11 protein-coding genes are annotated in these 13907 nt (G+C 74.6%); 10 read left to right on the forward strand and 1 reads right to left on the reverse strand.

Annotation, left to right across the window (positions count from 1 at the left end):
- The first annotated feature begins 31 nt into the window (after positions 1-31).
- The 10 genes from ADY59_RS42275 (at position 32) to ADY59_RS42320 (ending at position 13334) form a co-directional block, all read left to right on the forward strand.
- The gene (locus tag ADY59_RS42275) at positions 32-769 is read left to right on the forward strand and encodes a hypothetical protein (RefSeq protein WP_197094110.1); all 738 of its coding nucleotides are present in this window, start codon (positions 32-34) and stop codon (positions 767-769) included.
- Positions 770-784: 15 nt separating this feature from the next.
- Complete coding sequence (locus ADY59_RS42280; RefSeq protein WP_049575381.1) at positions 785-1681, forward strand: haloalkane dehalogenase; 897 nt, start codon at positions 785-787, stop codon at positions 1679-1681.
- 64 nt (positions 1682-1745) lie between these two features.
- Positions 1746-4088 (forward strand): AAA family ATPase, encoded by a 2343-nt coding sequence (locus ADY59_RS42285; RefSeq protein WP_049575384.1) that lies wholly within the window; start codon positions 1746-1748, stop codon positions 4086-4088.
- Between the two features lie 84 nt (positions 4089-4172).
- Entirely contained in the window at positions 4173-5159 is a 987-nt protein-coding gene (locus tag ADY59_RS42290; protein ID WP_049575387.1) for an ABC transporter permease, read from the forward strand.
- On the forward strand, positions 5156-6061 hold the full coding sequence (locus tag ADY59_RS42295; protein WP_049575389.1) for an ABC transporter permease: 906 nt from the start codon (positions 5156-5158) through the stop codon (positions 6059-6061). The genes ADY59_RS42290 and ADY59_RS42295 overlap by 4 nt, the downstream gene beginning before the upstream one ends.
- Positions 6058-8073 carry a dipeptide ABC transporter ATP-binding protein gene (locus ADY59_RS42300; RefSeq protein ID WP_049575392.1) on the forward strand — a complete coding sequence of 672 codons (2016 nt, stop codon included), beginning with the start codon at positions 6058-6060 and terminating at the stop codon, positions 8071-8073. Before ADY59_RS42295 ends, ADY59_RS42300 begins: the two co-directional genes overlap by 4 nt.
- A gap of 14 nt (positions 8074-8087) precedes the next feature.
- Positions 8088-9785, forward strand: coding sequence for an ABC transporter family substrate-binding protein (locus tag ADY59_RS42305; protein ID WP_231619156.1), 1698 nt, complete (start codon positions 8088-8090; stop codon positions 9783-9785).
- A 47-nt stretch (positions 9786-9832) separates the two neighbouring features.
- Positions 9833-10936, forward strand: coding sequence for a winged helix DNA-binding domain-containing protein (locus ADY59_RS42310; RefSeq protein WP_231619157.1), 1104 nt, complete (start codon positions 9833-9835; stop codon positions 10934-10936).
- Positions 10937-10945: 9 nt separating this feature from the next.
- Complete coding sequence (locus ADY59_RS42315; RefSeq protein ID WP_049575395.1) at positions 10946-12493, forward strand: phospholipase D family protein; 1548 nt, start codon at positions 10946-10948, stop codon at positions 12491-12493.
- Between the two features lie 13 nt (positions 12494-12506).
- Entirely contained in the window at positions 12507-13334 is an 828-nt protein-coding gene (locus ADY59_RS42320) for a PhzF family phenazine biosynthesis protein (RefSeq protein ID WP_049575398.1), read from the forward strand.
- On the opposite strand, the gene ADY59_RS42325 is transcribed toward ADY59_RS42320, so the two are convergent.
- Positions 13324-13907 (reverse strand): biotin-dependent carboxyltransferase family protein (locus tag ADY59_RS42325; RefSeq protein WP_049575399.1); only part of this gene is annotated, 584 nt, incomplete at its 5' end. The two genes, ADY59_RS42320 and ADY59_RS42325, sit on opposite strands and share 11 nt — an antisense overlap.

The following is a 13907-nucleotide window of genomic DNA, read 5'->3' on the forward strand; positions in this document are numbered from 1 at the left end:
CCCTCACCGAGATCTTCAAGGAGGCCGTGGCGTGAACGGCATGATGCTGGTGGCCAGGCGCGAGATCGGCACCCAGATCAGGACGCGGGCGTTCAAGATCGGCCTGCTGATCACGGCGGTGCTGGGCGGGGCGCTGGTGGTGGAGCCGCGGGCCGCCGTCGTGGCGCTGGCGGTGCCGTACCCGCTGGTGCGCGCCTGCCGGAAGGCGCGCGGCGGCGCGGACCCCTGGCTGGCGGCGGCGGTCGCGCTGGTGGTGGCCGGTGCGGCGGCGGGCGCGGCGGGTGGCGCGCTGGGGATGGTGTGGGGGTGGCGCGGGAGCGCCGCCGCGTTGGGGGCGTGCGTGGCGGTGGCCGCGCTGCGGGCGCTGCGCGCCTGGTGGCGCGGGACGGCCGGGCCGTGGCGCGCGTCGCTGACCATGTGTGACCTGCCGATGGGCGGCGGCCCGCCGGTGGCGCTGGACCCCGAGGTGCGCCAGGCGTTCGCGTACGCCAGGAGCGTGGTGCTGTCCTACGGTGATCCGCTGGGGCCGAGGGTCGTGGGCGCGGCGGCGTCCATGACCGCCTCCGGCGAGCTGAAGCTGATCGCCGGAACCGGGGCATGGGAGGCGATCGAGGACGACCCGAGGGTGGCGGTGTTCGCCGCCGACCCGTTGCAGCGCCGGTCCTGGGTGGAGGTGCGCGGGATCGCCCTGGCCGACGCGGACGTGTTGCGCGTGACGCCCAAGGAGGTGCTCGTGGGCCAGTTCCCTGGGCGGCACCAGCGCCGGTAGCTAGAATCTTGTTCTATGCGAATCCTCCGCACCCCCCACGACCGGTTCGCCGATCTGCCCGGATTCCCGTACGAGGCCCGCTACGCCGATGTGGGCGACGGGCTGCGCATGGCCTGCGTCGAGGCCGGTCCCGCCGACGGGGAGCCGGTGGTGCTGCTGCACGGCGAGCCGTCCTGGTCGTTCCTCTACCGCGACGTGATGCGCGAGCTGGCCGCGGCCGGCCTGCGCGCGATCGCCCCGGACCTGATCGGTTTCGGCCGCTCGGACAAACCGGCCGAGCCCGGCGACCACACCTATGCCAGGCACGTCGAGTGGACCCGCGCCCTGCTGTACGACGCGCTCGGGCTGACCGGCGTCACCCTCGTGGGCCAGGACTGGGGCGGGCTGATCGGCCTGCGCCTGGCCGCCGAGCACCCCGGGCGCGTCGCCCGGATCGTCGCCGCCAACACGGGGTTGCCGACCGGTGACAATCCCATGCCGGAGGTGTGGCACCGGTTCAAGGACGCGGTGGCGGGCGCGCCCGAGCTGGACATCGCCAGGTTCGTCCAGTCGGGCTGCGCCACAGAACTGCCGCCGGAGGTCCGCGCCGCCTACGACGCCCCCTTCCCGGACGAGTCGTACAAAGCGGGCCCCCGGGCCATGCCGGGGCTCGTGCCGTACGCGCCGGACAACCCCGCCTCGGACGCCAACCGCGCGGCCTGGCGGATCCTCACCACGCTCGACCGGCCGTTTCTCGTGGCCTTCTCCGACGGAGACCCGATCACCGGCGGCATGGCGCCCGTGCTGTGCCGGTCGATGCCCGGTGCGGCCGGCCGCGCCCACCCGGTCATCAAAGGGGCGGGCCACTTCCTGCAGGAGGACGCGGGGGCCGAACTCGGGCGGCACATCGCCGCGTTCGTCAGCTCCACCTAGCGTGTCAGGTCCGCCCAATCGTCGGCCCGGTGCGGTATAACCAGGGGCGGACCGGGGAGGCGTGATGCAGGAGTCCAGCAGGACCCGGGCGGCGGGGCGGGCCGCGGTGCGGGATCTGTTCGAACAGGTGCGTGTGCGCTATTTCCGGCTTCCGCCGGCCGCCCGCAGGGTGATGTACGTGGCCGTCCTGGTCGGCGCGGTCGGCCTGTCGGCCGCGCTGGGCGGGCAGCTCTTCCAGACCTTCCTTATCACGCTGGCCGCGCTCTGCTTCGTCGCGCTGACGCTGCGCTTCCCGCGCGCCGCCGCGACGGCGCTGGTGGTGGCAGGCTGGTGCGCGCTGCTGCCCGTCTTCATGGCGCTCTTCCCGCCGACCTCGCTGGCGCCGACGTTGCTGCTGGTGCTGGCCCTGCCCGTGGCCGCCGGCGCGCATCTGATCCGCTGGGTGGCCCCGTGGGTGACGGCGCTGCTGGCGCTGGTGCCCGCCGGGGCGCTGGCCGCCGCCGTCTCGCTGGTCTCGGAGAGCCTGGCCGTCTGGGTCGCCTACGGCGCGTCCGCCGCCGTGCTCGGTTACCGCTTCCTGCTGGCCCGCCGCGCCAGGTCCGAGCTGACCGCCGAGGAGCAGGTCCGCGTACGGGCCCGCGAGGGCAGGCCGGAGCCGGTCTCCGACAAGGCGCCGGCGCTGCCGCAGATCTCCGTCGAGGAGGCGCTGGCCGAGCTCGACGGCATGATCGGGCTGGCCCCGGTCAAGGAGCAGGTCCGCTCGATCGCCGCCTCCATCGAGGCCTCCCGGCTGCGCGCCGAGGCGGGCTACACGGCCGGCCGGCCGACCAGGCACTTCGTCTTCCTCGGTCCGCCCGGCACCGGCAAGACCAGCGTCGCCCGCACGCTCGCGAAGATCTTCTACGCGTTCGGCCTGCTGGAGACCCCGTACGTGGTCGAGGGGCAGCGGGCCGACCTGGTCGGCGAGTTCCTCGGCGCGACGGCGATCAAGACGAACGAGCTGGTCGACAAGGCGCTCGGCGGTGTGCTGTTCATCGACGAGGCCTACGGCCTGATCAACTCCTCCGACGGGCAGCCCGACAGGTTCGGCGCGGAGGCCGTGCAGACGCTGCTCAAGCGGGCCGAGGACGACCGCGACCGGGTGATCATCATCCTGGCGGGCTACGAGCAGGAGATGACCGCGTTCCTGTCCAGCAACCCCGGCCTGGCCAGCCGGTTCGCCACCCGCGTGCGCTTCCCCACCTACTCCGCCGGGGAGCTGGCCGAGATCACCGAGCTGCTCCAGCGGCAGCGCGGCGACACCATGCGCCCCGAGGCCAGGGCGGCGCTGCTCGCCCTGTTCGAGGACGTGCAGCGGCGCGGCCTGGTCGACGAGCTGGGCAACGCCCGGTTCGCGCGCAGTCTGGTCGAGGCCGCCGCCCAGGCCCGTGACGTGCGCGTGGTCGGCGCGGGCGGCACGCCGACCACCGAGGACCTGGTGACGACCACGACGGCCGACGTGACCAAGGCCTTCGACGAGCTCACCGCCCGCTTCCGCGGCTACGTGGCCACGCCCACGCTGGAGGAGGCGCTCGGCGACCTCGACAGGATGGCCGGGCTGGCCCCGGTCAAGCGGCAGGTGCACGCGATAGCCGCCCAGCTCCAGGTGGCCCGGATGCGTCAGGAGCGCGGCCTGCCGACGCCGCCGCAGACGCGCCACTTCGTGTTCGTCGGCCCGCCCGGCACCGGCAAGACCACGGTCGCCCGCGTCGTGGGCCGCATCTTCGCCGCGCTCGGCCTGCTGGCCAGGCCCGACGTGGTCGAGGCGCACCGCGCCGACCTGGTCGGCCAGCACCTGGGCGCGACGGCGATCAAGACGAACGAGCTGGTCGACCGGGCGCTCGGCGGCGTGCTGTTCATCGACGAGGCCTACAGCCTGGTCAACCCCGGCTACTCCGGCGGTGACGCGTTCGGCGCGGAGGCCGTGCAGACGCTGCTCAAGCGGGCCGAGGACGACCGTGACCGGCTCGTCATCGTGCTGGCCGGCGACCAGCGGGAGATGGACGCCTTCCTGGCCACCAACCCGGGCCTGGCCAGCCGGTTCAGCCAGCGGGTGGCGTTCCCCAGCTATGCGCCGCGCGAGCTGTCGCAGATCGCCGTGCTGCTGGCCGAGCAGGCGGGCGACCGGTTCGACGAGGAGGCGCTGGGCGACCTCGACGAGGTGTTCGCCTGGGTGTGCGGCGAGCGGCTGATCGACGGGCTGGGCAACGGCAGGTTCGCCCGGTCGCTGTTCGAGCGCGCCGCCATGCGCCGCGACGTCCGGCTGGCCGCGCTGGCCTCGCGCGGCGAGTCCGCCAGCTCCGCCGAGCTGACCACGATCACCAGCGACGACGTCCGCACCGCGGTCGACGAACTTTCCGGACGCTAACCAGACGCCCCCTTGGCATGTGCCTGCGTCCAGATGGTCGCGGAATGTAGCACGATGGCCACACGCCGTTCGTAAGGGGGGACGATGGCGGGGTTCCTGGCCCGCAGGCTGCTCGGCTCGGTCGTGCTGGCCGCCGTCGCCGCCAGCCTCGCCTATCTGCTCGCCGCCGGCTCCCTCGACCCGCGCGCCAACTACGCGGGCCGCACCCCGCCGCCGCCGCCCGCCGTCGTCGACGCGCAACTGGCCGCGCTCAACCTGAACGACCGCACTCCGCTGTTCGAGCGCTACCTGACCTGGGCGGGCGGCGTGCTGCGCGGCGACTTCGGCAGGAGCGTGACGGGCTCGCCGGTCGGCGCCGACCTGCAGCGGCGGGCCGGCGTCACGCTGCGGCTGGTCCTGCTCGGGCTGGTGTGCGGCAGCGTGCTCGGCGTCGCCGCCGGGGCCGCCGCCGCGGTCAGGCAGTACGGCTGGTTCGACCGGCTGTCGGCGGGCCTGGCCTACCTGCTGCTGGCGGTGCCCGTGGTCGTGCTGGCCAACGTGGCGATCCTGGGCGGCACCTGGGCCAACGACCAGCTGTTCGGCCGCCGGGTGTTCCTGGTCGGCGGCGAGCGGACCGCCGGGCTCGACGCCGGGTTCTGGGGCGGGCTGCTCGACCGGCTGCAGCACCTGATCCTGCCGACCGTCACGCTGTCGCTCGGGCTGATCGCGGTCTTCAGCCGCTACCAGCGCAACATGATGCTCGACGTGCTCGGCGCCGACTACCTGCGTACCGCCAGGGCCAAGGGGCTGAGCAGGCGGCGGGCGCTGATCCGCCACGGGCTGCGCACCGCGCTCATCCCGGTGGCGACCTACTTCGCCTTCGTGTTCGGCGCGCTGCTGACCGGCGCCGCCTTCACCGAGAAGATCTTCGGCTGGCACGGGCTGGGGGAGCGCCTGATCAGCGCCGTCTTCACCAACGACGTCAACACCGTGGCCGCGATCTCGTGCCTGGCCGCGCTCGCCGTGCTGTGCGCGTCGCTGGCGGCCGACCTGCTGCACGCCGTGCTCGATCCCCGGGTGAGGGCGGGATGACGCTGTCGGAGGAGGAGGTCGCCGGCGACCTCGAACCGGCCGAGCCCGCGCCGCCGTCCCGGGGGCGCGTGCTGGCGGGACGCTTCCTCGCCTCCCGGCAGGGGCGGGCCGGGGTCGGGGTGCTGGCGCTGATGTTCGTGCTCGCGTTCGCCGGGCCGCTGTTCGCGCCGTGGTCCCACACGGACAAGGACTTCGCCGCGTTCCTGGAGCCGCCGTCGGGCCGGCACTGGTTCGGCACCCTGCAGACCGGCGCCGACGTGTACGCGCTCACGCTGCGCGGGCTGCAACGGTCGCTGATCGTCGGCCTGCTCGCGGCGCTCGTGTCGACCGCGCTGGCCGCGCTCGCCGGGGCGTTCGCGGGCTACTTCGGCGGCTGGACCGACCGGGTGCTCACCTGGATCACCGACCTGCTGCTCGCGCTGCCCGCCTTCCTCATCCTGGCGATCATGTCGCCGCTGTTCGGCTCGGGGCAGTGGCCGCTGTTCGTGCTCATGCTGGCGCTGTTCCTGTGGATGGTCACCGCCAAGATCACCCGAGGGATGACGATCTCGCTCCGGCAGCGGGAGTTCGTCAGGGCCGCCCGCTACCTCGGCGTGCCGCCCGTGAAGATCATCTTCTCGCACGTGCTGCCCAACCTGTCGTCCCTGCTCATCGTGGACGCCACCGTGAACGTCAGTGCCGCCATCCTCGCCGAGACGTCCCTGTCGTACTTCGGCTTCGGCATCCAGCCGCCCGACGTTTCGCTCGGCACGCTCATCGCCGACGGCTCCCGGACCGCGATCTACGCGCCGTGGACGTTCTGGTTCGCCGCCGGGCTGCTGGTCGTCACCGTGCTCGCGGTCAACGTGGCCGGCGACGCGCTGCGCGACGCGTTCGACCCGGGCGCGAAGGGGGGCCGATGAGTCCCGTCCTGGAGGTCGACGGCCTGGAGGTCGCCTTCGGCGACGTGCCCGTCGTGCGCGGGCTCAGCTACGAGCTGCGGGCCGGCGAGGTGCTCGGCATCGTCGGCGAGTCCGGCGCCGGCAAGTCCGTCGCCGCCGCCGCCGTGCTGGGCCTGCTGCCGCCGGAGGCCAAGGTGAGCGGCTCCGTGCGGCTGCACGGCCGCGAGCTGATCGGCGCGCCGGAGCGCGAGCTGGCACGGATTCGGGGCCGGACCGTGTCGATGGTGTTCCAGGACCCGCAGTCGGCGCTCACGCCCGTCTACCGGGTCGGCGACCAGATCGCCGAAGCGGTGCGCGCCCATCAGCGGGTCACCAAGGAGCAGGCCGCCGTCAAGGCCGTGGACCTGCTCGACCTCGTCGGCATCCCCGACCCGGCCCGGCGGGCGCTGGCCTTCCCGCACGAGTTCTCCGGCGGGATGCGGCAGCGCGCGCTGATCGCCATGGCCATCGCCAACGACCCCGACGTGATCATCTGCGACGAGCCGACGACCGCGCTCGACGTCACCGTCCAGGCCCAGGTGCTGGAGGTGCTCAGGAAGGCGCAGTGCCGGACCGGCGCCGCCATCGTGCTGATCACCCACGACCTCGGCGTGGTGGCCGGCTTCGCCGACCGCGTCCTGGTCATGTACGCGGGCCGCCCGGTCGAGACGGGCGACGTGGACGACGTCTACTACCGGACGCGGATGCCGTACACCTCGGGCCTGCTCGGTTCGGTCCCGCGCGTCGACGGCGGCGGGAGGCGGCCGCTGGTGCCGATCGAGGGCGGCCCGCCCGAGCCGGGCCGGCCGGCGCCGGGCTGCCCGTTCGCGCCGCGCTGCCCGATGCGGGAGGAGGCGTGCGACGACCGGGAGCCGCCGCTGTTCGAGGTGGGCGCCGGGCACCGGGCGGCCTGCATCCGGTGGGCCGACGTGCGCCGGGCGGACGGCGGCGAGCAGGCGAGGGCGCCGCGCGAGCCGGTGACCCGCGGGCCCCGCACGGTGCTGGAGGTCCAGGGGCTGGTCAAGCGTTACCCGCTGATGCGCGGCGCGATGTTCAGGCGGCGGGCCGGCACCGTGCACGCGGTGGCCGGGATCAGCTTCGACATCCGCGAGGGCGAGACGCTCGGCCTGGTCGGCGAGTCGGGGTCGGGCAAGACCACGGCGCTGACACAGATCCTGGAGCTGGCAGAGCCGGAGGAGGGCCGGATCGTCGTGCTCGGCTGCGACACCGCCAGGCTCACCGCCGGGCAGCGGGCCGCCGTCCGGCGCGACATGCAGGTGGTCTTCCAGGACCCGGCGGCCTCGCTCGACCCGCGCATGACCGTCTACGACATCCTCGCCGAGCCGCTGCGCGCCCACCGCGCGGGCGCGCCCGGGCGGCGGGTGGCCGAGCTGCTCGCCCTGGTCGGGCTCGACACCGCGCACGCCGCCCGCTACCCGCGCGAGCTGTCCGGCGGGCAGTGCCAGCGCGTCGCCATCGCCCGCGCGCTCGCCCTCGAACCCCGGCTGCTGGTCCTGGACGAGCCCGTCTCGGCGCTCGACATGTCGATCCGGGCGGGCGTGCTCAACCTGCTCGGCGCGCTGAAGGACCGGCTGGGCCTGTCGTACCTGTTCGTCGCGCACGACCTGGCCGTGGTCCGTTACCTGGCCGACCGGGTGGCCGTCATGCAGCTGGGCCGGATCGCCGAGATCGGGCGCGCCGAGGCCGTCTACGCCACCCCGGCGCACCCGTACACGCAGGCGCTGCTGTCGGCCATCCCGCTGCCCGACCCGGTGCGGGAGCGCTCGCGGGAGCGCATCCTGCTCGACGGCGAGCCGCCCAGCCCGGCCGACCCGCCGTCGGGGTGCCGGTTCCGTACCAGATGCCCGACCTTCCGGGGCGTGCTGACGGCCGAGGAACGCAGCCTGTGCGTGGACGCCGAGCCCGAGGTGCGGCCGCTCGGCGAGGACCAGGCCGCCGCGTGCCACTACGCCGAGAAGCTCGCCGTCGTCTAACCCATGGAGTCCCGTTGAAAGCAACTCACCCAGTGGTGGCCGCCGTGGCCGCCGTGGCCGCCGTGACCGCCGCGCTGTCCCTGGCGGCGTGCGGCGGGGGCGGCGCCGGACGAGCCAGGCCGTCCGGCGACGCGGTGATCATGGCGTCCGACCTCAACCCCATGCCGCGCGACCGGGTCGGCGACGGCGGCACGCTGCGCTGGGGAGTCAACGAGTTCCCGGCCCAGTGGAACAGGCACCACGTCGACGGCCACCTGGCCGTGGCGGCGACGATCAGCGACGCGCTGCTGCCGAGGCCGTTCGTGTCGGACGACAGGGCGCGGATGTCCGTCAACCGCGCCTACCTGATCGACGCCCGCGTCACCGCCACCACGCCCAAGCAGGTCGTCACCTACAAGCTGAACCCCCTCGCCCGATGGTCCGACGGCAAGCCCGTCACCTGGGCCGACTACCGCGCCCAGTGGCAGGCGCTGGACGGCGGCGACCCGGCCTTCCACATCGCCTCGTCCACCGGCTACCAGGACATCGAGCAGGTCGCGCGGGGCCGCGACGATTACGAGGTCGTGGTGACGTTCGCGCGGCCGTTCGGCGACTGGCAGGCGCTGTTCGGGCCGCTGCTGCCCGCCTCCGCCAACGCGACGCCCGAGGCGTTCGACACCGCCTGGCTGAACAGGATCCCGGTGACCGCCGGGCCGTTCAAGGTCGAGAGCCTCGACCAGACCGCCAAGACCGTCACGCTCGTGCGCGACGACTCCTGGTGGGGCGATCGGGCCAAGCTCGACAGGATCGTCTTCCGGGCCGCCGAACAGGACTCGCTCATCGGCATGTTCGGCAACGGCGAGCTCGACCTGGCCGACATCGGCCCGTCCGCGCCCGACCACGCGCGCGCCGCGGCCACGCCCGGCGCCGAGGTCCGCCAGGCCGCCGCGCCCGACTTCCGCCACTTCACGCTCAACGGCTCGCGCGGCCCGCTCCGCGACATCCGGGTACGGCAGGCCGTCCAGCTCGGCCTCGACCGGGAGGCCATCGCCCGATCCGACCTGCGCGGCCTCGACTGGCCGAGCACCCCGCTGAACAGCCACTTCTTCATGAACACCCAGCAGGGCTACCGCGACAACGCCGGCGAGCTCGGCGTCCACGACCCCGCGCGGGCGGGACGGCTCCTCGACGAGGCGGGCTGGCGGCTCGACGGCTCCGTGCGGCGCAAGGACGGCCACCCGCTGGAGCTGCGTTTCGTGGTGCCGTCCGGGGTGCAGCTCAGCAAGTCCGAAGGCGAACTGGCGCAGAGCATGCTCGCCCGGATCGGGATGAAGCTCACCATCCAGGCGGTGCCCAGCGACGACTTCTTCGCCAAGTACGTGATCCCCGGCAACTTCGACATCGCGCCGTTCGCCTACATCGGCACCCCCTTCCCGGTGTCCAGCAACTACGGCGTCTACGCCCACGCCTCCGACGGCAAGACGTGGAACGCCAACTTCGGCCGTACCGGCTCGGCCGCCATCGACGCGGCCATGGCCCGCGCCGCCCGGAGCCTGGACCCGCTCCGGGCGCGCGCCGAGGCGAACACCGCCGACCGGCTCATCTGGAAGCAGGTCAACGTCCTGCCCCTCTACCAGCGGCCGCAGCTCGTGGCCGCGCGGCAGAACCTGGCCAACGCGGGCGCCCGCGGCTTCCAGATGCTGCGCTACCAGGACATGGGCTTCAGCCGCTGACCCGGCCGCCGACCGGGCTGTCGGCGGGGACGTGTAGAAGTGGTCGGGTGACAATTCAGCTGACCTGGCCCCAGATCCTCGCCTGGCGGTTGCGCCGGCAGTTCGTGAGCGGCCCCGGCGGTCCCGGCGCCGTCGAGATCGCCCGCCGGCTGTGCGGGGTGCAGGCCCAGGTGGCCTCCTCCGCCCACCTCGCCGTCGCCGTCCGCGCCGCCGCGCCCGACCCGGGCGAGATCGACCGGGCGCTCCGGGACGAGCGCACCCTGGTCAAGACCTGGGTCATGCGCGGCACCCTGCACCTGCTGCCCGCCGACGAGCTGGCCGGCTACTGCGCGGCGCTGAGCACGCTGCGGTTCTGGGAGAAGGGCTCCTGGCAGCGCGGCCACGGCGTCACCGCCGCCGAGATCGCGGCGATCGTCGACGCCGTCCCGCAGGCGCTCGGCGACCGGCCGAAGACCCGCGAGGAGCTGGTCGACGCCGTCGTGGAGGTGACCGGCGACGAGCACCTCCGGCAGGCGCTCACCTCCGGCTGGGGCGCGCTGCTCAAGCCGCTCAGCCGCCTCGGCGAGCTCTGCTACGGCCCGCCGCGCGACGGCCGGGTCACCTTCACCGCACCCCGGCACTGGTTGCCCGGCTGGCCCGCCGAGCTCCCGCCGCAGGAGGAGGCCGGCGTGCGGATCGCCCGCGCCTTCCTGGCCGCCCACGGGCCCGCGACGCCGGAGATGCTCGACGCCTGGCTGTTCGGCGGCGTGGCCAGGAAGGCCGTGCTCAAGGGCTGGTTCCGCGACCTGGCCGGCGAGCTGACCGAGGTCGAGGCCGGCGGCCACACCCTGCTGGCGCTGACCGAGCACCTCGACGACCTGGCCGGCACCCGGCCGTCCGGGAAGGTCCACCTGCTGCCCGGCTTCGACCCGTACATCCTGGGCGCCCCCCGCTCCCTGGAGCCCCTCGTCCCGGCCGCGGTCAAGGCCAAGGTGAGCCGCCAGGCGGGCTGGATCTCCCCGGTCGTCGTCCACGAGGGGCACGTCGCCGGCGTCTGGGAGGCCAAGGGCGGCCGGGTCGCCCTCGACCTGTTCGAGCCCGTCCCGGGCGACCCGCTCGCCGCCGCCGTCTCCCGCGCCGAGAAGCTGATTGCCCCCGCCGTCCCCGGGTAGCGGGGCGAGGTGCGGCTGGACGAGTGGTTCCTCACCGGGGAAGAGCGGGGCAACCCGGCGACCAGGCTGAGCGCCTGGACGACCGGCAATCTGGTGCGCCCGCTCGTCCACGGCGCCGCCTACTTCGCCGACCTCCGGGCCGCCCTGGACCGGCTCGGCAAGGACGACCTGCTGCTGTTCGCCGACTGGCGCGGCGACCCCGACGAGCGGCTCACCGGCGACGGCCCCGGCGTGGCCCGCGCCATGGCCGGCGCCGCGCACCGGGGAGCGCTCGTCAGGGGCCTCATCTGGCGCTCGCACCTCGACCGGCTCCGCTTCAGCGCCGAGGAGAACCGCCACCTGGGCGAGGACATCGAGGCCGCCGGCGGCCAGTGCCTGCTCGACACGCGCGTGCGCCCCGGCGGCTCGCACCACCAGAAGTTCGTCGTCCTGCGCCACGACGACGGCACCGCCGACGACGTCGCCTACGTCGGCGGCATCGACCTGTGCCACAGCCGCCGCGACGACGCCGCCCACCACGGCGACCCGCAGGCCGCGCCCATGCCCGGCGTCTACGGCGACCGGCCGCCCTGGCACGACGCCCAGGTGGCCATCCACGGTCCCGCCGTCGCCGACGTCGAGACCGTCTTCTGCGAACGCTGGGACGATCCCGCCCCGGAGACCCGCCAGCCGCTGCGCCGCCTGCGCGACCACGTCGAGCGGATGGACGACGTGCCCGAGCTGCCCGACCCGGGGCCGCCGCCCGGCCGGGCCGGCACGCACGCCGTGCAGCTCCTGCGCACCTACCCCTACCGGCGCTCCGGCTACCCGTTCGCGCCCCTGGGCGAGCGCAGCGTGGCCAGGGCCTACCACAAGGTGCTGGCCAGGGCCCGGTCCCTGGTCTACCTGGAGGACCAGTACCTGTGGTCCACCGAGGTGATCGAGCCGTTCGCCGCCGCGCTCGAACGCGAGCCGGAGCTCCGCATGATCATCGTGGTGCCGCGCCACCCCGACCAGGACGGCTGGCTCGCCGCCCCCGCCAGTCTCATCGGCCGCGCCGACGCGCTCGCCAGGCTGCGGCGCGCCGGCGGTGATCGCCTCGGCGTGTACGACCTGGAGAACCACGCCGGCACCCCCGTCTACGTACACGCCAAGGTGTGCGTGGTCGACGACGTGTGGGCCTCGATCGGCTCCGACAACGTCAACCTGCGCTCGTGGACGTACGACTCGGAGCTGAGCTGCGCCGTCGTCGACGAGGAGCCCGACCCGCGCCCGCCCGCGGGGGCCCGCAGGTTCGCCCGCGACCTTCGGCTGCTGCTGGCGGGCGAGCACCTCGACCGCGACCCGGCCGGCCTGTGCGACCCCGGTGACGCCTTCGAGGCGTTCGCCGCGTCGGCCCGCGCGCTCGACGCCTGGCATCGCGGCGGCCGTCGCGGGCCCCGGCCGCCCGGCCGGCTGCGCCCGCACCCCGAGCCCCGGCTCGGCCGGCTGCGCAGGGCGCTGGCCCAGCCGCTCTACCGGCTAGCGGTCGACCCCGACGGGCGGCCCCCGGCGCTGCGCCGCTCCAAGCGCTTCTGACAGACTCGGGGGCATGCAGCGCCCCTTCCGCCAGGTCGACGTGTTCACCTCGACGCCCTACCGGGGCAACCCGCTCGCCGTCGTGCTCGACGCCGAAGGGCTGACCACCGAGGAGATGCGGCGCTTCGCCAACTGGACGAACCTGTCCGAGACCACATTCGTGCTGCCGCCCGCCGACCCCGCGGCCGACTACCGGGTGCGCATCTTCACCCCCTCGGCCGAGCTGCCCTTCGCCGGGCATCCCACGCTCGGCACCTGCCACGCCTGGCTGGAGGCGGGCGGCGTCCCGCGCGACCCGCGCGTCGTCGTCCAGGAGTGCGGCGCCGGGCTGATCCGCGTGCGCGGCGACGACGGCATGCTCGCCTTCGCCGCCCCGCCGCTGCTGCGCTCCGGCCCGGTCGACGAGTCGCTGCTGTCCGGCATCGCCGAGGCGCTCGGCATCACCAGGGACGAGATCGCCGACGCCGAATGGGCCGACAACGGCCCCGGCTGGGTCGCGCTCCTGCTCCGCGACGCCGACGCCGTCCTCGCCCTGCGCCCCGGCCGGGTGCCGGTGGACGTCGGCGTGGCCGGGCTCTACCCCGCCGGGTCGCCGTTCGCGTACGAGCTGCGGGCGTTCTTCCCGTTCTACGACAGCATGGCCGAGGACCCGGTGACCGGCAGCCTCAACGCGTCGGTCGCCCAGTGGCTCCTGCGCACCGGCCGCGTCACCGCCCCCTACACCGCCAGCCAGGGCACCGCCATGGGCCGCGCCGGCCGCATCCGCATCACGGCCGAGGGCGACGACGTCTGGGTTGGCGGCTCCGTCGTCACGTCCGTCACCGGCCAGGTCAGCCTGTGACGTCCCCCCGGGCGAACCGCACCACGTCACCCGGCCGCACCTGCGCCGCCACCCCGAGGTCGGCCTCGCGCACCACCGCGATCACCGGATAGCCGCCCGTCGGCGGATGGTCGGCCAGGAAGACGATCGGCTGCCCGCTCGGCGGCACCTGCACGGCGCCCGTCACCATGCCCTCGCTCGGCAGCTCACCCTTGCGGCTCCGCGCCAGCTCGGCGCCGCGCAGCCGCACCCCCACCCGGTTGCTGTCCTGGCTCACCACGTACGGTCCGCCGCACAGCGACGCCAGCGCCCCCTCGGCGAACCAGTCGTCGCGCGGCCCCGGCCACACCCGCAGCACCGCCGGCCCCGGCCCCGGCAGCGGCGCCAGATCCACGCCGACCTCCGCCAGCCCGTCCGCGCCGCCCACCGGCAGCACCGTCCCGGCCGCGAGCGGAGGCGGCCCCAGGCCCGACAGCGAGTCCGTCGACCGGCTGCCCAGCACCGGCTCGACCGCGACCCCGCCGCGCACCGCCAGATACGTCCGCAACCCCCACACCGGCGCCCCCAGCGCCACCTCACCCCCGGCGGGCACCC

The organism is Nonomuraea sp. SBT364 (assembly GCF_001083785.1).
In the GTDB taxonomy this organism is placed as follows: domain Bacteria; phylum Actinomycetota; class Actinomycetes; order Streptosporangiales; family Streptosporangiaceae; genus Nonomuraea.